The 17,352-nt window shown below is 65.3% G+C and carries 16 protein-coding genes; 10 read left to right on the top strand and 6 right to left on the bottom strand.

Annotated elements, in window-relative coordinates:
* Positions 1-103: 103 nt before the first annotated feature.
* The 4 genes from ACIBCN_RS01445 to ACIBCN_RS01430 are packed head-to-tail and all read left to right on the top strand — an operon-like array spanning position 104 to position 5,567.
* Positions 104-1,501: a class I adenylate-forming enzyme family protein gene (locus ACIBCN_RS01445; protein WP_396989484.1), complete on the top strand. Its 1,398-nt coding sequence runs from the start codon at positions 104-106 to the stop codon at positions 1,499-1,501.
* A 21-nt stretch (positions 1,502-1,522) separates the two neighbouring features.
* The gene (locus tag ACIBCN_RS01440; RefSeq protein ID WP_396989483.1) at positions 1,523-3,091 is read left to right on the top strand and encodes an NAD(P)-binding domain-containing protein; all 1,569 of its coding nucleotides are present in this window, start codon (positions 1,523-1,525) and stop codon (positions 3,089-3,091) included.
* Positions 3,088-4,164: an alpha-hydroxy acid oxidase gene (locus ACIBCN_RS01435; protein WP_396989482.1), complete on the top strand. Its 1,077-nt coding sequence runs from the start codon at positions 3,088-3,090 to the stop codon at positions 4,162-4,164. The genes ACIBCN_RS01440 and ACIBCN_RS01435 overlap by 4 nt, the downstream gene beginning before the upstream one ends.
* Positions 4,161-5,567 (top strand): cytochrome P450, encoded by a 1,407-nt coding sequence (locus tag ACIBCN_RS01430; RefSeq protein WP_396989481.1) that lies wholly within the window; start codon positions 4,161-4,163, stop codon positions 5,565-5,567. Before ACIBCN_RS01435 ends, ACIBCN_RS01430 begins: the two co-directional genes overlap by 4 nt.
* On the opposite strand, the gene ACIBCN_RS01425 is transcribed toward ACIBCN_RS01430, so the two are convergent.
* From ACIBCN_RS01425 to ACIBCN_RS01415, 3 genes are all read right to left on the bottom strand, one after another.
* Positions 5,545-5,928, bottom strand: coding sequence for a type II toxin-antitoxin system VapC family toxin (locus ACIBCN_RS01425; RefSeq protein WP_396989480.1), 384 nt, complete (start codon positions 5,926-5,928; stop codon positions 5,545-5,547). The two genes, ACIBCN_RS01430 and ACIBCN_RS01425, sit on opposite strands and share 23 nt — an antisense overlap.
* Before the next feature lie 5 nt (positions 5,929-5,933).
* Entirely contained in the window at positions 5,934-6,161 is a 228-nt protein-coding gene (locus ACIBCN_RS01420; protein ID WP_396989479.1) for a type II toxin-antitoxin system Phd/YefM family antitoxin, read from the bottom strand.
* A 174-nt stretch (positions 6,162-6,335) separates the two neighbouring features.
* A complete protein-coding gene (locus tag ACIBCN_RS01415) occupies positions 6,336-9,341 on the bottom strand; it encodes an alpha-mannosidase (protein WP_396989478.1) in 3,006 nt (1,001 codons plus the stop codon).
* Positions 9,342-9,539: 198 nt separating this feature from the next.
* Between ACIBCN_RS01415 and ACIBCN_RS01410 the strand changes: the two genes are divergently transcribed.
* From ACIBCN_RS01410 to ACIBCN_RS01395, 4 genes are read left to right on the top strand one after another with little or no spacing between them, the layout of a single operon-like run.
* Positions 9,540-10,925 (top strand): extracellular solute-binding protein, encoded by a 1,386-nt coding sequence (locus ACIBCN_RS01410; protein ID WP_396989477.1) that lies wholly within the window; start codon positions 9,540-9,542, stop codon positions 10,923-10,925.
* Positions 10,918-11,829 (top strand): carbohydrate ABC transporter permease, encoded by a 912-nt coding sequence (locus ACIBCN_RS01405; protein ID WP_396989476.1) that lies wholly within the window; start codon positions 10,918-10,920, stop codon positions 11,827-11,829. The genes ACIBCN_RS01410 and ACIBCN_RS01405 overlap by 8 nt, the downstream gene beginning before the upstream one ends.
* Positions 11,829-12,653 carry a carbohydrate ABC transporter permease gene (locus tag ACIBCN_RS01400; protein WP_396989475.1) on the top strand — a complete coding sequence of 275 codons (825 nt, stop codon included), beginning with the start codon at positions 11,829-11,831 and terminating at the stop codon, positions 12,651-12,653. The genes ACIBCN_RS01405 and ACIBCN_RS01400 overlap by 1 nt, the downstream gene beginning before the upstream one ends.
* Entirely contained in the window at positions 12,654-13,664 is a 1,011-nt protein-coding gene (locus tag ACIBCN_RS01395; RefSeq protein ID WP_396989474.1) for an ABC transporter ATP-binding protein, read from the top strand. It begins immediately after the preceding gene.
* Here the strand turns inward: ACIBCN_RS01395 and ACIBCN_RS01390 are convergent.
* Both ACIBCN_RS01390 and ACIBCN_RS01385 read right to left on the bottom strand, forming a co-directional pair.
* Positions 13,653-14,636, bottom strand: a complete 984-nt coding sequence (locus ACIBCN_RS01390; RefSeq protein WP_396989473.1) for a hypothetical protein — start codon at positions 14,634-14,636, stop codon at positions 13,653-13,655. The two genes, ACIBCN_RS01395 and ACIBCN_RS01390, sit on opposite strands and share 12 nt — an antisense overlap.
* Before the next feature lie 440 nt (positions 14,637-15,076).
* Positions 15,077-15,457 (bottom strand): winged helix-turn-helix transcriptional regulator, encoded by a 381-nt coding sequence (locus tag ACIBCN_RS01385; protein WP_396989472.1) that lies wholly within the window; start codon positions 15,455-15,457, stop codon positions 15,077-15,079.
* A gap of 105 nt (positions 15,458-15,562) precedes the next feature.
* Between ACIBCN_RS01385 and ACIBCN_RS01380 the strand changes: the two genes are divergently transcribed.
* A complete protein-coding gene (locus ACIBCN_RS01380; protein ID WP_396989471.1) occupies positions 15,563-15,970 on the top strand; it encodes a RidA family protein in 408 nt (135 codons plus the stop codon).
* An 83-nt stretch (positions 15,971-16,053) separates the two neighbouring features.
* Positions 16,054-16,566: an HAD domain-containing protein gene (locus tag ACIBCN_RS01375; RefSeq protein ID WP_396989470.1), complete on the top strand. Its 513-nt coding sequence runs from the start codon at positions 16,054-16,056 to the stop codon at positions 16,564-16,566.
* Here ACIBCN_RS01375 and ACIBCN_RS01370 read toward each other — a convergent pair.
* Positions 16,554-17,351: a fumarylacetoacetate hydrolase family protein gene (locus ACIBCN_RS01370; protein WP_396989469.1), complete on the bottom strand. Its 798-nt coding sequence runs from the start codon at positions 17,349-17,351 to the stop codon at positions 16,554-16,556. The two genes, ACIBCN_RS01375 and ACIBCN_RS01370, sit on opposite strands and share 13 nt — an antisense overlap.
* Position 17,352: the final 1 nt, after the last annotated feature.

Genomic DNA, 17,352 nt, shown 5'->3' with positions numbered 1-17,352 from the left:
TACCCCAGCGGGCACGCGCCGGAGCGCTAACCGGCTTTGGCGTAGTGGCCAAACTTGTTGAATCTCAAAGTATCTCGAGCCCCGAATCACTATCATCTGTCCAGTGAGCTTTCCGGAGTCGATCGTGCGGGCATTGCGGGCCGCTCCGGAAAAGGTGGTGGTCGAGCACGGTGCGCGCGCGGTCACCCGGGGCGAGCTGCTCACGATGACGGGCACGATCGCCGGTGGCCTCCGCAGGTGTGGGCTCGGCCCGGGGCGCGGCGTCGCCATGGTCGTCGACGTCAGTGCCGAGTCGTTGGCCGGGTATCTCGCGGCGTACACCCTCGGCTGCCGTGTCATCGGAGTGCGTCCCGGCCTGAGCGAGCGACAGCAAGCCCATGTACTGGGCAACGGCGTGGACGCCGTGCTGGACGACCACCAGGTGGCGGCGTTGCTGCGAGGCCCAGCGACCCCGTTGACAATCGAAGCGCGACCGGGTGACATCGCCCGGGTGGCCTACACCAGTGGCACCACCGGCCTACCCAAAGGCTGCGCGCAGACCTATCGGGCGATGTCCGCGCACTGGTCCTGGGGCAGCGAGACCTGGAGTCGGGACACCGCGGAATTGGCCGCGTGCGACGATCGCTACCTGCTGTTCGGCACGCTGGCCAGCGCGGTGGTGCAGGACTACCTCGCGCTGTGCCTGTTCGGTGGCGGCACCGCGGTGATCCCGGAACCCGACGGCACGCCGCTGTTCCCCGGCGTCATCGAGCGGCTGCGGATCACCGCCACCATCATGAACGTCCCCCGGCTATACCAAATGCTGGACGACCTACGGGCCGCGCCGACTGACACCAGCAGCCTGCGCGCCATGGTGGTCGCCGGATCGCCGCTCACCGCGCACCGGTTGACCGCGGCTGTGCGGGCGTTGGGCCCGGTGGTCCACCAGGCGTACGGCCAGACCGAGACCGGCGGTCTCACCGCGCTGACACCGCGGGATATCGACGCGGGCGTGCTCACCTCCGTCGGCCGTCCGCTGCCCGGAGTGCGGGTGGACATCCGGGACAACGAGATCTACGTGCGCACCGACTACATGATGTCGGAGTACCTCGGGGATCCGGCCGAGACCGCCGACGTACTCATCGACGGCTGGCTGCGCACCCGCGACCTCGGCTACCTCGAGGACGGATACCTCTACCTCACCGGCCGGGTGCGGGACGTGATCATCGTGGACGCGCTGCCCGTGTACGCGGGCCCGATCGAGCGAGTATTGGCCGGGCATCCGGATGTCGATCAGGCCTATGTCGTCGGCGCACCGGATCATCGCCGCGGCGAGGCGGTGCACGCCTTCCTCGTGCCCCGAGCGGGGCACTCGCCGGACTCGGCCGCATTGTCGGCCCTGGTCCGCACGGAACTCGGCGAGTCGAGCGTGCCGCAGACCTACACGGTGGTGCCGGACGCCCCGATCGCGGCGAGTGGCAAGCCGGACAAGAAAGCCTTACTGGAGCTGTATCGACGGTAGAACACGACATTGGGAGGAACCTTGTCCGAACTCGACTACCTGGTGATCGGCGCTGGGCCGGCCGGTCTCCAGATGGGCCACCACCTACAGCAGGCCGGCCGCGACTATCTGATCGTGGAGGCCGGCCCAGCGGCAGGCACGTTCTTCAGCCGATTCCCCCGGCACCGCCAGTTGATCTCCATCAACAAGATGCACACGGGCTGGGACGATCCCGAGCTGAACCTGCGCATGGACTGGAACACGCTGTTGGGCGGGCGGCCGTTCAAGGAATACACGCAGCGGTTCTTCCCCGCCGCTGACGACATGGTCCGCTATCTCGGCGATTTCGCTGCGGCACAGGGATTGTCGGTTCGATACGACACCAGGATCGAACGGATCAGCAGGCCGGACGTGTTCGAGGCGGTCGATCAGCACGGGAACGTGCTCCGCGCGCACCGGTTGATCGTGGCGACCGGTGTCTCGAAACCCTATATCCCCGAGATTCCCGGCATCGAGACCGCTGAGCTGTACACCGAAATGCCGGTGGACCCAACGGAGTTCACCAACCAGCGGGTGCTGATCATCGGAAAAGGCAACTCGGCCTTCGAGACCGCCGACAACCTGATCGAGCACGCCGCCGTCATCCACGTCGCAGGCCCCCACTCCATACGAATGGCCTGGCAGACGCACTTTCTCGGGCATCTGCGCGCGGTCAACAACAACTTCCTCGACACCTATCAGCTCAAATCGCAGAACGCGATCCTGGACGGCAACGTCGTCGACATCGCCAGGCAGCCGGACTCGTCGTATCTGGTGACGGTGAGCTTCTCCCGGGTCAACGAGGTCACCAAGGACATCCGCTACGACCGGGTGCTCGCGGCGACCGGATTCCGTTTCGACGCTTCGATTTTCGCACCGGAATGTCGGCCGGAGCTGAAAATCAACGACCGGTTCCCGGCTCAGACCTCGGCCTGGGAGTCGATCAACGTCCCCGGCCTGTATTTCGCGGGCACGTTGATGCAGGAGCGCGATTTCAAGAAGTCGACCAGTGCGTTCATCCACGGATTCCGTTACAGGACAAGGGCATTGCATCGAATCCTGGAGCAACGTCATCACGCGCGGACCTGGCCGCACCGCGCGCTGGCGGGCACCAGCGCGGAGGTCGGCGAGGCGATCCTGGCGCGGGTGAACCGCACCTCCGCGTTGTGGCAGTTGTTCGGCTTCCTCGGGGACGTCGTCACGCTGAGCGCGGACGGGTCGGCACGGTATTGGGACGAACTGCCAGTCGATTTCGTGCCGGATGCCATCGCGGCCGGTTACCTCGGCGAGGTGGACACCTACCTGGCGATCACCCTGGAATACGGCAAGGACCACGATCGCCTCGACCCGTTCGACATCAACGCTCGCCGGATCGCGCAGTCCGACGCCGAGCACGCCCTGGACGGCCGCTACCTGCACCCCGTACTGCGGCAGTATCGCGGCGACCGGCAAATCGCCGAACACCACATCACGGAAAACCTCGAGAACGAGTGGACGGACGAAGCGGCGCACCGCACACCGCTGCTCGACTTCCTCGAGTCCGCGCTGCGCTCGCCGGAGCTGACCCCGTGACCTCGTCACTGGCCGCCCTGGAACAGCGAGCCCGGGAACTGCTCGATCTCGTGCACTACGACTACTTCGCCGGCGGGGCGGGCGACGAAATTACCTTGGCCGACAACGAGCAGGCCTTCCGGCGGCTCGCACTGCTGCCCCGCGTGCTGCGGGACACCAGCAGCCGATCCATCGCGACGAACCTGCTCGGCGATCCGAGCAGCATGCCGGTGTTCGTCTCGCCCACCGCGTTCCACAAGCTGGCGCACCCGGACGGCGAGCGAGCCACCGCCAGGGGCGTGGCCGCAGCTGGTCTCATCCTGATCGCCAGCATGGCGGGGACGGTGGCCATCGGCGAGGTCACCGCCGCCGCGCAGGATGTCGATCGTGAAGCGCGCGTGTGGTTTCAGCTGTATCTACAGCCCGATCCGGAGGTGACCGCTGAGCTCGTCCGGCGGGCCAAGCGAGCGGGCTGCACGGCGCTGGTGGTGACCGTCGATTCCCCGGTGCACGGCCGCCGGGCCAGGGAAGATCGCCACGGTTTCCACGATCTGCCCGCGAATATGCGCGCAGAGAACATGCGGGGCTTGCCGGGGTCGACCGGCGACGCGGTCCGGTCGATCGCGATGTCGTCCGACTTCACGTGGGACCACTTGCGTCGACTTCGTGAGATGACCGACCTGCCCCTTGTGCTCAAAGGGATCCTGCACCCCGAGGACGCACGGCTCGCGGTGGAGTTCGGAGCCGACGCGATCGTGGTGTCCAATCACGGTGGACGCCAACTGGATCGCACACCCGCCTCGTTGGATGCCCTGCCCGCTATCGCCGCTGCGGTGGCCGATCGGATCCCGGTATTCCTCGACGGCGGCGTACGGTGCGGCTCAGATGTAGCGCTGGCGTTGGCACTTGGCGCCACGGCGGTCGGCGTGGGACGACCGGTGTTGTGGGGCTTGGCCGTCGGTGGCGACAAAGGGGTCACCGACGTGCTGGACACGCTGCGCTCCGAGTTCGAGCACACCCTGACCCTGTGCGGGATAGCCGAACTGTCCGAACTGAACACCAGTCTGGTCATCACGCGAGGGGCGTCACAGTGACCAGACCGGCCCCGGTGCTGGCCGCCGCGGGCGCACTGTGGGCGGTGTCCCGCTGGCTGCCCAAGGCGGTGGTGGCACTGCGGGTATGGATCTTCGCAAAAGTCAACGGCAGCAACGAGATCACCCTCCCCGGCGAACGCGGCGGTGCAGACTTGTTCTGGAAGCTGTACACCCACCGAGCGGCCAACGGGCGCAGCCGAGGCGCGGCCCTCTCGGACCTGTTCTGGTACTGGCTCGCACCCGGCCCCGAAGTACACCAGGAGCACCTCGAGGACGGCCCACGCTACGACGAGGCGGCACGCACCACCCGAGCCGTACTGTCCATACCCACCGCCGAGATCGAGCAACTCGCTGACCGCTGCGCCCGCCGAGTACTCGACGAATTGCATATTCGCCCAATGACTCTGGTCCGACTACGCGACCTCATGATGCCGATCTGGGCAGAGTTCTTCTACGAGTTGGTCTTCCGCGAACCCTGCCCCCGAGCCGCCAGGGATCTCATCGTCGGCAACGCCGACGACGTGGTCACCTCCCTGAAATGCACCGGCCTACGTCACATGAGCCGACGCGACCGACTCACCCAATACCTGCTCACCAGAATCGACGCCGACGAGATACCGCACCAACTACCCACCTTGCTCAGCCGCCGCGAACGTGCGTACTACCTGCAAGGCGCGTTCTTCAACACCGCCGTAGTCCAGATGTCCGAGGGCATGGCCCACCTACTCCTCGCGATCGCCCAACACCGAGACGTCCAGCACCGCATCCCGGCCGAACCGAACACCCAATACCTGGATCACGTCCTGGACGAAACCCTGCGCCAGTTCCCACTTTTCGGCATCGCCCACCGAATCACCACCGACGACATCGACCTCGACGACGGCACCACCATCCCCACCGGAACAGTGCTCTGCTTCAACTACCCAGACTTCGAACGCACCGGCCACACCGACCCAGACCGCTTCGACCCCGACCGCTGGTCCACCCCCCGCCCCAAAGACACCCACCACATCCCCTTCGGCGTAGCCGCCAACCGCCCGTGCCCAGCCTGGCGCCTATCCCCCATCGCCATGCGAACAGTCACCCGAACAGTCCTCGCCCGCTACCACCTACGCTCCCCGGTCTCCCACACCCGCTCCATCCCCCACCGAGCCCCCTGCCTACTCCTCTCCACCGAGACGCCACCATCACCGGCCCTGGTGCGCGCCAGCCTCACCGCCCTACGAGCCCGAGACCGATTCGAAGACGTCTGGCGCGGCATCACCCAACTCGTCCTGGCCACCTACATGGTCCTCGACGCCCGCCACCAACATCTCTGCGCAACCTACTTCGCGGCACAAGACCTACGAGGCACACCGACCTGTCCCGCTGAACGATCTACTACTTCGTCGAATCGACGATGAAGTCCCGTCCCAGGCCCAACAGCACTCGATCCGCGGTCAGCAACTGGAGCCGTTCGCACAACGCCTGAGAAGTGATCAATCGATCGAATGGGTCGTGCCGCACCAGCTCGGGGAACTCACGCACGCCCTCGGTATGTTGTCCTGTCACGTCGACAATCCCAAGGCCTTGCTCATCCATTATTTCGGTGAGGTTGGCCGGCACCGTCAATTTGCCCAGCATGGACTTGATGGTCAGCTCCCAGATCGTCGCCGCCGAAACGTAGACCTCCGTCGTGGACGTGATCGCCTTGCGAGCCGCCTCGCCCAGTCTGGGATTGTCATCGAGCAGCCACAGCGCGGTCTGGCTGTCAAGCAGAAGCATCGGCGTCATCCCCCGTAAAACATCTGCTGAATGTCTGGATCGATGTCGAAGGCGCTGTCGTCGTACTGCAGTTGCCCCTTCAACCCGCCAATTGTCACCGGAGCCGCTCGGTGCGGCACCAGATCAGCGATCGGCTTACCTGCCTTGGAGATCACAATGTGCTCTCCCCGCGAGACACGTTCGAGCAACCTGGACAGGTGCGTCTTAGCCTCGTGGATGTTTACCGCCGTCATAGCCCCAAACTATCAAACCTAGTCTAGTTTAGTCTAGTCATAGTTCGTTGACCAGGCGATGTTCGACTGATCTCCCGCCGAACGCCGACGCGAAATAATGTAGATCCGATCTACGTAGATCGGATCTACATAGACGCTCGCGATTGACGCTGCGCCTTGGCTTCGCGGACGTTGTCACCCGACGGAACGCGTGAATCGGAGCGTGACCAGTTGAAAGGGGCGCAGGTGCAAGCGAACTCCTGTGCCCTCTGCGGTCGCGGGGACTTGCTCCCGCAGCGGACGTTCCAGCAAGTCGCACATCTCGAAGCCGGTTGCCTCGAATCCGGGGGTTGCCAGGGCTGAGGCCCGGCCGCCGTGTGCCTCGTAGACGCGGAGCACGACGTCGCCGCTGCCATCGTCCGCGAGTTTGACGGCGCTGGTCACTACGGCGTCGTTATCGATGGTGAACAGTGGTTCGACGGCTTCGGCGACGCCTGGCCGGAGTGGGGTGAGGTTGATTCGGTAGCCCGCGCGTACCGCGTCGCCGATGGTAGCGCCGGGGATCAGGGAGTGGCGGAAGTGGTGGGCGCCGTGGTCGGTTTGTGGGTCGGGGAATCGCGGGGCTCGCAGTAGTGACGCTCGAACTGTGGTCGTTGTGCCGCCGTCGGTTCGGACGGTTCGGGTGACGTCGTGGCCGTAGGTGGAGTCGTTGACGAGGGCGACGCCCCAACCCGGTTCGGCGACGTGTACGAAGCGATGGTTGCAGGCTTCGAATTTCGCGTATTCCCAGCTGGTGTTGGTGTGGGTGGGGCGGTACAGGTGGCCGAATTGGGTTTCGGAGGCGTAGCGGTCGGCGTGGATGTCCAGGGGGAAGGCGAGTTTGAGGAATTTCTCGGTCTCGTGCCAGTCGACGGTGGTGTCGATGTCGAGGGACGCCGAGCGCAGGGTCAGGGTCTGTTCGACCGTAGAGGACCCGAACGAGCGGACGATCCGGATACTTTCCGAATCAGTCGATGCCGCAATGGAATCCGTCTCGGTGAGATCAGTGACGCGGTTTCGGTAGAAGAGATCGACATCCCAGGCGTCCCACGAGTTCGGGAGATCCGGATGCAACTGCAGCAGGTTCGCGACCGAATCCGGCGGCAGTGTCTCGCGCTGCTGCTCGAGGTCGAATATCGACACGATCAGACCGCGCGCGTCCACTTCGACCCGCAGCAGTCCGTTGTCGAGGACGAACCCGCCACCCGTACGCTCAACCGCCGAACACGGATGATCCGACCGCTCCGGGCCAGCCGCACCAGCCGGGACCGACCGCCATGTGTGCGGCGCCGGGTTGAAGACATTGGGCCCCACCGCCGCACCGCCGAGCGCCCACTGCGCCCCCTCGATGATCGCCGTCAGCTCCGCCGCCACTTCCGCGTACGTCTGCTCCGCCTCGCGATACACCCACGCGATCGCCGAGCCAGGCAAGATGTCGTGAAACTGGTTCAGCAGCACCGTCTTCCAGATTCGATCGAGCTCGGCGTACGGATACGCGACGCCCTTGCGCACCGCCGCCGTCGCGGCCCACAACTCGGCTTCCCGGAGCAGATGCTCGCTGCGCCGATTGCCTTGCTTCGTCTTCGCCTGACTGGTCAGCGTGCCGCGATGCAACTCGAGATACAGCTCCCCCACCCACACCGGCGGATTCTGATACTCGGCCTCGGCCTTGGCGAAGAACGCGGCGGGCTTGTCCCACACCACCTTCGGCGAACCCTCCAGATTCTTCATCCTGGCGGCCTTCGCGACCATCTCCCGGGTGGTGCCACCACCACCGTCGCCGAATCCGGTCGGCGCCAGCGACATCGACGCCCGCCCCTTCTCCTTGAAATTCCTTGCGGCGTGTGCGATCTCGCGGCCTTGCATGGAGCAGTTGTAGGTGTCGACCGGCGGAAAGTGGGTGAAGATCCGGGTGCCGTCGACGCCCTCCCACAGAAAGGTGTGGTGCGGAAACTGATTGATCTGACTCCAGGAAATCTTCTGGGTCAGTAGCCATTTGTTCCCGGCGGCCTTGATGATCTGCGGCAGCCCGGCGGCGAAGCCGAAGGTGTCGGGCAGCCACACCTCCCGGTCCTCGATCCCGAATTCCTCCAAGAAGAACCGCTTGCCGTGCACGAACTGCCGCGCCATCGCCTCGGAGCCGGGCATATTCGTGTCGGCCTCGACCCACATGCCACCGGTCGGCACGAAACGTCCCGCCGCCACCGCAGCCTTGACCTTGGCGTAGACCTCCGGCCGATGCTGCTTGATGAAGTCGTATTGCGCGGCCTGCGACATCGCGAAGACGAACTCGGGTTCCTCGGCAAGCAGCGCGGTCATGTTCGCGGTGGTGCGGGCGACCTTGCGCACCGTCTCACGCAGCGGCCACAACCACGCCGAGTCGATGTGCGCGTGCCCCACCGCCGAGATGGTGTGCGCTGACGGAATCGCCGGTTTCGCCAGCACATCGACCAGACACGCCCGTGCGGCCGCCGCCGTGGCGTTGACGTTCTGCAGATCGATGGCGTCGAGCGCACGCTCGATCGCCCGGACGATGTCGTAGCGCCGAGCCGGATCCTCCGGCATCTCGTGCATCAGCTCGCCGAGCACCTCCAGATCCAGCACCAGCTGCCAGACCTGCTCGTCGAAAACCACGAGATCCATTCGGCCGAGCCGGTATTGCGGCTCGCTACCTGCGGTGAGCTTGTCGCCGAGTGCGGTCGGCGCGAAGAACGGAATGACCGGGTTCGACGCCGCCTCGACGTGCAACAGCACCTGCTCGCCGCCGACCGACGGAGCCGCCACGCGCACCCACTGGCTCCGCGGGTGCAGACCCTTGACCGGCGATCCGTCCGGCCGATAGACCAGCCCCTCGCATTGGAAGCCGGTCATGTTCGGATCGAAACCGATGTCGATGATCGCCTCGACGGTCTTACCCGCCCACTCGGCAGGCACCGTCCCTTCGACGGTGAGCCAGCTCGTCCCCCACGGCGCACCCCACCGGTCGCCGGATCGCACCGGCGTCCGCGGCGCGGCCAAGCCCTCGGCGACCGGCACCGGTTCGTCCGGCGCCACCCAGATACCCGCGGTGAGCGGCACCGACTCCGGGTAGATCGCCGGTGCGATCCGCTCGTTGAGTACTCGCCCGAGGCGGTCCTCGATCAACCGACGGTCATCGTGCATAGCGGTGGCTCCATTCGGATCGCGGCCATGATCAACGAACTGCACCCATTCTGCGGCAGCGCGCTGAATTCTCCGGTAGACCGGCCGATTTCGGTCCGGCATGGACGTCTTCTGCCTTATTCGCGGGAATGGGCTTCGGTGGGCATCGTCTTGTGACAACGTCGGGGTGAGGATGGATTTGCCTTTCAGGAGGACCCCATGGCATCGAACTGGCGGATGTTCGCGGCGGTGGTGAGCGTCAGCTCGCTCTTGGTTGGGGTGGCGGCCTGCGGGTCGGGCGGCGACGGGACGTCGTTGACGATCACCGCCAACGCGATCAACTCGGCGGGCGGGAAGAACGCGGCCGAGGCGAAGTGGATCGAAGACTGGGTCATCCCGAAATTCGTGGCGCAGCAGCAGGCCAAGGGTGCCACCGTGAAAGTGAAGTTCCAGGCGACCGGTGTGCCGGACGAGGATTACAAGAGCCGGATCGCCAAGGACCTGAAGACCGGCACCGGCGCCGATGTGGTGTCGCTGGACGGGATCTGGGTCGGCGAGTTCGCCGAGGGTGAGCAGATCAAGCCGCTGGACGACCTGGTCGGCGCCGACAAGGTCAAGGCGTGGGACGGCTGGCAGCACATGCCGGACACCGTGCAGCAGTTGACGTCCTACCACGGCACGCAATACGGCATACCGCAGGAAACCGACGGTCGGGTGCTGTTCTTCAACCGCACGCTGTTCGCGCAGGCGGGGCTGCCAGCGGATTGGCAGCCCACCAGTTGGGACCAAGTCCTGGAAGCCGGCCGGAAGCTGAAGGCGGTACCTGGGGTGACCCCGGTACAGCTGAACGCGGGCACCAGCTTTGGCGAAGCGACGACCACCCAGGGCATTCTGCCGTTGCTGGCCGGCACCGGCAGCACGCTGTTCGAGAACGGCAAGTGGGTCGGCAACACCGCGAAATTCCGTCAGGTGCTGGACTTCTACCGCGCGCTGTACGGCGAGAAGCTGGGCGACGCGGAGTTGCAGCAGGACGCCAAAGGCCGGGAGAAGAGCTTCGAAAAGTTCGCCAAGGGCCAGGTGGGAATTCTGTTGGAGAGCGACTACTTCTGGCGCGGTGTGCTCAATCCGACCGGGGGCAGCTTCCCGATGGCCGAGCGGGATACCCAGGTCGGCTGGGCCAAGATTCCTGCGGCAACCCCCGGTTCCGGGGTGCGTCAACAGGACTTCGTGAGCATGTCCGGCGGCGGCGGACGGGTGCTCAACCCGAAGAGCAAGAACGTCGGATTAGCTTGGGAACTATTGCAATTCATGAATTCGCCGGAGGCGTTCACGAAGCTGATCGCCGACGGCGGGCCGCGGATCACCGCGCGGCAGGACGTGAACGCGGACGCGCTGGGCGGGGATCCGATGCTGACCTTCGTGTCTCAGCAGATCCTGCCGATCACGTCGTTGCGGCCCGCGCTGCCCGAATACACCCAGGTATCCAAGGCATTGCAGCAGGCGACGCTGGATGTGGTCACCGGCAAGAGCACCACGGACGCCGCCGCGGCCTATGGCAAGGCGGTGGCGGAGGCGGTCGGTAAGGACAAGGTTGCCGGTGACTGATACCGGGCCGCCCGTTGGCGCCGAGGTGCGAGCTGATACCGACGTTGCCGGGTTGGGGCGTTGGAAGGCGAGCGCGTTCGTCACACCGGCACTGCTGCTGGTCGCGGCCTTCCTGGTGTTTCCGGCGCTGTGGTTGCTGTGGATCGGACTGACCAACCTCACCGTGTCGGGGCGCACCTCGGTGGACGTTTCCTTTGTGGGACTGGACAATTACGCGAAGGCGCTGCAGGACCCGCTGTTCGGCAACAGCGCCTGGATCACGCTGCTGTTCGTGTTCGGCTCGGCCATCATCGGACAGAACTTCCTCGGTTTCACCCTGGCCTGGTCGATGCGCACCGCCGCCCGCGCGGTACGCGCCGTGGTGGAAAGCCTGGTGCTGCTTGCCTGGATTCTGCCCGCCAGTGTCGTTGCCGTGCTGTGGATTACGATGCTCGATCGCGACGAAGGCACCGTCAATCGGCTGCTGGATCATCCCGGCTATGCGTGGATGATCCACCAGCCACTAGCCGTCATCATCGTGTTCAACATCTGGCGCGGCACCGCGTTTTCCATGCTGCTGTACTCGGCGGCGCTGTCCACGGTGCCGCCGTCGCAGCTCGAGACGGCGCGGCTGGCCGGTGCGTCCGGGCCGCAGCTGCTGCGGGACGTGGTGTTTCCGCACGTGCGCGGGCACACGCTGACGAACACGTTGCTGATCAGCCTGTGGACGTTCAACGATTTCACGCCCTACCTGTTGACCAGGGGTGAGCCGAACCACCGCAGCGAAACCCTGCCGATCTTCCTGTACCGACAGGGAATCGACGACGGCGCACTGGGTTACGGCGCCGCCGCGTCGGTGCTGATGCTGCTGATCAATCTGGTGCTCGCCCTGTTCTACCTGCGGCTGCTGCGGCGGAGGACCTGATGAATCCCAGACAGCTCGTCGCGCGAATCGGGTTCTACACCTTCGTCGCGGTGGTGACCGGTTTCTTCGCACTGCCGATGCTATGGCTGGCCTCGGCCCCGTTCGACGCCAACCCCGGCTACGCGCCGCGGATACCGGAAAAGCCGACGTTGCAACATTTTTCGGCGCTATTCGACAATGACCTGACCATGGGCTCGCTGTGGAACTCCGTGCTGCTGTCCTTCTTCTGTATGGTGCTGGTGGTTTCGAGTGCTGCGCTGGCGGCGTACGCGCTGTCCCGGGTCCGGGTTCCCGGCCGAGATGCCTTGCTGTACTTGCTTTTACTGCTGTCCAGTGTGGTCACCGGCACCGCGGCGATGGTGCCGATCTTCCTGATGATCTGGAAGCTCGGGCTGCTTGACCAGGAGTTCGGCGTGGTGCTCGTGCTGTCCGGCGGCTTGTTGCCTGCGGCGATCTTCATCCTGAAAGACTTCATGGACTCGGTGCCCCGGTCCTATGAGGAATCGGCCCGGGTGTTCGGGGCCGGACCGTTGCGCATCCTGCGCGACATCGTGGTGCCGATCGCCCGGCCGGGGCTGGCCACCATCGCGGTGTGGACCGTGGTGAATGTGTGGGGCAGCTATCTGGTGCCGTTCCTGCTGCTGCGCGATCAGGACAAGCAACCTGCCGCGGTGGTGGTGCGCACCTTCTACGACGAGGGCGGCGGCGCGCAGCTCGGTCCGATCTCGGCGTTCTCGCTGCTGTACTCGATTCCGGTGGTGCTGATGTATCTATTCGTCAACCGGCGCTACGGCTTCCGGCTCCACGGAGGGATCAAGTCTTAGATGGCACAGATCGATCTGGTCGACCTGACGAAAGTCTTCCCCGGCGACGTGACAGCCCTTGACGCCCTGACCTTCACAATTCAGGACGGTGAGTTCTTCGCGCTGCTCGGGCCGTCCGGGTGCGGCAAGACCACGCTGCTGCGCACCATCGCCGGGCTGGAAACCCCGACCGGCGGACAGATTCGGATCGGCGACAAGGACGTCACGCGGTTGTCGCCCGGGCGGCGCGACGTCGCGATGGTGTTCCAGGATTACGCGCTGTTCCCGCACATGACGGTGGTCGACAACATCGCCTATCCGCTGAAGGTCCGCGGCACCGATCGGCGGACCCGGGCGGCGAAGGCCACTGAGACCGGAAATCAGCTGTCCCTCCAGGGATTAATGGATCGCCGCCCCGCCGAACTCTCCGGCGGCCAGCAACAGCGAGTGGCGCTGGCCCGCGCAATGGCCTGCCACCCCAAGGTTTTTCTGTTCGACGAACCACTGTCCAACCTCGACGCACGCCTACGCCTCGAAGCCCGCACCTTCTTGAAGAAACTGCAACACGATCTCGGCGTCACCACCGTCTTCGTCACCCACGACCAGGCCGAGGCGCTGGCCCTGGCCGATCGAATCGCGGTGATGTCGAACGGCCAGATCCGCCAACTCGGCACCGCCCGTGCGGTATTCCGCCGCCCCGCCGATACCTTCGTAGCCAACTTCATCGGATCGACGCCGATGAACCTGATCCCGGGGGAACTGGTCGGCCAGGACCCCTCCGTCATCTGGGGTGCCCGCCCGGAGTACCTGACCTTCTCCGCCACCTCCGTACCGGATGCTTTGCGCGGCAAAGTATCCACGGTCGAACACCTCGGTGCCACCTCGTTGGTGACGGTGGCGGCCGACGGGTTCAGCGTCGGTGTCACGGTGCCAGAGGCGGACGAGCCCGCCTCGGGCACCGACGCTTGGGTAGTCCCCCAACCCGACCGAGTCCTGCTGTACGACGCCGAAACAGGTCGCCTACGCGCCTAACCATCGTTGCCGGGTCCAGGGGAAGAAGTCACGCTCGGCAGCGGCGATGAGGTCGCGATAGCCCATGCCGTAGGTCCACGCCGCGTACCGGAACGCGTCGAGTGCCGCCTCGAGTGGGTCTTCGTGGTCAACGCAGAAGTAGGCACCCACCGGCGGATATTGCTGAATGTGCGCACTCGAGCCCGGCACCCCGGAGACGACCGTCTTCGATATGCGCGGGTCACTGTCGAGGCGGCGGCGCAACCGCGCACTGCTCTGGAAATGCGGCGGCGGTGGCTGATTGCCGTCCATGGCCAGCAGGCCTTCGCGGATCCAATCGACGCCGGCGAGGCCCGCATGTTCGAAGGCACGGTGCACACTCCAACGCGCGAAGGCGCGCTGCTGCTCCGGGGTGAGTGCTTCTACATCCTCGAGCAGGCCGGGGCCGAGCGCCGACAGATAGTACGCGGAGACGATCCCGGCGAGCGCGGGACTCGGCGGGCGCAGACCCCATTGCCGGGTGCGCTCGTAGACGGCCTGTGCCAGTGGATGGTCGGGCGTGACACACCGCACGTCACCGTTGTCGTCGACGACGTAGACAACGCCGTAGTCGATTCGGACCTGGTCGGCCGTCGGTGGGGACGGCACGTAGTCGGTGCTGCGCGACTGCCGTACTCGGGACACTCCGCAGGCGGGCGCCGAGTGTCGCGGCCGGTAACTTTCGGGGAATTCCCCGGTGTGGTAGCCGAGGAATTCGCCAGTATCGGAGCCTGCGTCGGAGTCGAGGCCACCGGCATAGGCGGGCAGCAAAAAGCGGCCCGACGGGATCGGATCGCGGGTCGGCTCCTCCGGCGACATCGGGTGCGGGATCGCGTCGTCGGCGACGGACTCCTCGACTACCTCCCATTCACCACGATCGGCATCGGTGGTCGCATAGTCGGCAGCCCTGAACTGGCTGTGGTGGGCTCGGATGCGGTGGCGTGGCGTGCGCATAGTCAATTCCTCTGGCGTAGGGGCGGATCGTCCTCCAGTAGCTGGTGGCGTGATGCCACCTTCCTCGGTCGACAGCACCGCTCAGGAAGCCGCTACTGGTCGGCCGCCCAACAGTGATAATCAGTAAATTCAGGCATCTATTACCGGATATGTCGCACCTCACCCACCCTGCGTTATCCGTATAAAGCCACCCTGAAAACACTGTTAATCACCACTACGAAACCCCCTATCTGCCGCGAACTACTTATCTCCCGCGCACAAATCAGCCTGCAATATTTTGCGCGCCAGCACAACTGGTGCGCGCCGGCAAACCACCGCGTTGCGCTCACCGCGTTCTTCGCCCCGGCACAGTCGCCGCGCATGCTCTTTCGTGCCGCGCCCGAAATTGCTGGCAATTCCGTGCGCGTCAGCACAAAACTATGCGCGCGGACCCGGCCGCCTCAGGCGTCGAACCGATGACGTGCGGTCTCGATGTGCCCGAGGTATCGATGGGTCCAGCCGCACATCCGATCGACTGTTTCGCGAAGGGCTTGGCCCGGTTCGAGAAGGGTGTACTCGACCCGCGGCGGCACGGTGGGGTGCACGGTGCGCTCGACCAGACCGTTGCGCTCCAGCATCCGCAGATTCTGCGTGAGCATCTTGTGACTGATGCCCTCGACCTCATCGCGCAACTCGCCGAAGCGCAGGGTGCGTTCACCCAACGTCTCGATGATCAGCAGCGCCCACTTGTTGGCCACATCCGAGAAAATCTCGCGCGCCAGCGAATCCGCGCGCGACAAATCCGCGTCGTCGGTCAACCCACTGAGCTGCTTAGTCACCATCAGGTTCCCCAGTCACTAAAAAGTGCGTTCTTCCACGTCAGCGGCCACTCTCCTACAGTTCTCCAGTAACCACAAGAGACCACGAGAGCCACGGAGGCAAGCACTATGACCATCACCCTGGTAAACCCCAACGGCCTGCCGGAAGTCAGTGCCTACCACCAGGTCTCGATCGCCACCGGCACCAAACTGATCTTCGTCGCCGGCCAAGTCTCCTGGGATGCCACCGCAACGACCATCGGCGAAGGCGACCTGGCCGCCCAGGTCGAACAGTGCTACCTCAACGTCGCCACCGCACTGGCCGAAGTCGGCGCCACCTTCGCCAACGTCGCGAAACTAACCGTCTACGTCGTAGATTGGACCCCCGACAAAATGCCTCTCTTCGGCGAGGGAGTAAGCCGCGCAGCCGCCAGACTGGGCATCACCCCGACACCCCCGGGCACCCTGATCGGCGTCGCCGCCCTGGACATCCCCGCCCACCTGGTCGAAGTCGAAGCCACCGCCATCCTCGACTGAACCCACAGCCGCCTACTCGTTCCATCGACCCCGAACCACCTCGCGCACTGGAGCATTCGCCGCATCACGCTACGGTGTGGCCGATGAACGAGTACGAAGAGCGCCCGCTGCTCTTCCTCGATGTCGACGGACCGCTGCTCCCGTTCGGCGCAGACGTGCGGCCCCCACCCCAAAGCTCGGCCGCGGTCGGGCACTTGGCACGGCTGCGCCCGAGCATCGGACTTCGGCTGGCGGCATTGCCGTGCGAACTGGTCTGGGCCACAACCTGGGAAGCGGATGCCAACGCGGAGATATCGCCTCGAATCGGGCTGCCACAACTGCCGGTGGTCGCATGGCCCGATCCGTCGGGCGAACACCAGCGCGAGGACCAATGGTTCGGACTGCACTGGAAGACCCGGACTTTGGTGAACTGGGCGGCGGGACGCCCGTTCGCGTGGGTCGATGACGAGATCACCGATTCCGACCGAGACTGGGTCGCGACGCACCATCGAGGCCGAGCCCTGTTGCACCGAGTCGAGGCGTCTCGGGGTCTCGACCACGAGGACTTCACCGTTCTCGAGGACTGGCTGCGGGCAACTCGAGCTCAGCGAAGATGAGCCCCATCACCAGAGGCACGGGCCAGTCGACCCGGGCTGGTCGCTCCGTCGACCACGGTGTTGCGGAGCGTGCCGATGCCGGAGATTTCGACCTCGACGACGTCGCCGGGTGTCATCGGGCCGACTCCGACGGGGCTGCCGGTGAGGAGGACGTCGCCGGGTTGCAGGGTGATCCAGCGGGTGACGAATGCTAGTAGTTCTGGTACTCCGAAGACCATTTCCGAGGTGGGGGCGGATTGGACGACTTGGCCTGCTAGGCGGGTGGTGATCTGGAGGGCGGCGGGGTCTGCGATGTCGGTTTCGATCCAGGGGCCCAAAGGGCAGAAGGTGTCTGCGCTTTTGGCTCGGGTCCATTGGCCGTCGGCTCGCCAGTCGTCGGCCGTGACGTCGTTGGCGCAGGTGTAGCCGAGGATGAAGTCGGTGGCGTGGGCGGCCGGGACGTTGCGGGCGGTGCGGCCGATGACCACGGCCAGTTCGCCCTCGTATTCCAGGCGCTGGACCTCGGCGGGGCGCAGAATCTCTGCGTCGAGGCCGGTAATCGCGTTGGGGGACTTCAGGAACAGCGATGGCTGCTGCGGCCATAGCCTGCTCTTTTCGAGGATCTGGCCGGCATAGTTGCTGACCGCGCAGACAATCGTGCGGGGGTCGCACGGGGCAAGCAAGGTCAGCTCCGACAACCTCCCCACCACCGCGCCGAGCTCTGTTTCGAGTAGGTCGTGCACGACATCGCCGACCAGGGCGCCACACCCGATCCGTCCGTCGATCGAGTAGCGGACGATACGCATC

The sequence above is a fragment of the Nocardia sp. NPDC051052 genome, assembly GCF_044456045.1.
In the GTDB taxonomy this organism is placed as follows: domain Bacteria; phylum Actinomycetota; class Actinomycetes; order Mycobacteriales; family Mycobacteriaceae; genus Nocardia.
This window is presented reverse-complemented; position numbering and strand designations above follow the sequence as displayed.

Bases quoted from the DNA above. Each gene is read 5' to 3' on its own strand.
- ACIBCN_RS01425 (WP_396989480.1), bottom strand. From the start codon at position 5,928: ATGCTTCTGCTTGACAGCCAGACCGCGCTGTGGCTGCTCGATGACAAT.
- ACIBCN_RS01420 (WP_396989479.1), bottom strand. From the start codon at position 6,161: ATGACGGCGGTAAACATCCACGAGGCTAAGACGCACCTGTCCAGGTTG.
- ACIBCN_RS01415 (WP_396989478.1), bottom strand. From the start codon at position 9,341: ATGCACGATGACCGTCGGTTGATCGAGGACCGCCTCGGGCGAGTACTC.
- ACIBCN_RS01410 (WP_396989477.1), top strand. From the start codon at position 9,540: ATGGCATCGAACTGGCGGATGTTCGCGGCGGTGGTGAGCGTCAGCTCG.
- ACIBCN_RS01400 (WP_396989475.1), top strand. From the start codon at position 11,829: ATGAATCCCAGACAGCTCGTCGCGCGAATCGGGTTCTACACCTTCGTC.
- ACIBCN_RS01395 (WP_396989474.1), top strand. From the start codon at position 12,654: ATGGCACAGATCGATCTGGTCGACCTGACGAAAGTCTTCCCCGGCGAC.
- ACIBCN_RS01390 (WP_396989473.1), bottom strand. From the start codon at position 14,636: ATGCGCACGCCACGCCACCGCATCCGAGCCCACCACAGCCAGTTCAGG.
- ACIBCN_RS01385 (WP_396989472.1), bottom strand. From the start codon at position 15,457: ATGGTGACTAAGCAGCTCAGTGGGTTGACCGACGACGCGGATTTGTCG.
- ACIBCN_RS01380 (WP_396989471.1), top strand. From the start codon at position 15,563: ATGACCATCACCCTGGTAAACCCCAACGGCCTGCCGGAAGTCAGTGCC.
- ACIBCN_RS01375 (WP_396989470.1), top strand. From the start codon at position 16,054: ATGAACGAGTACGAAGAGCGCCCGCTGCTCTTCCTCGATGTCGACGGA.
- ACIBCN_RS01370 (WP_396989469.1), bottom strand. From the start codon at position 17,351: ATGCGTATCGTCCGCTACTCGATCGACGGACGGATCGGGTGTGGCGCC.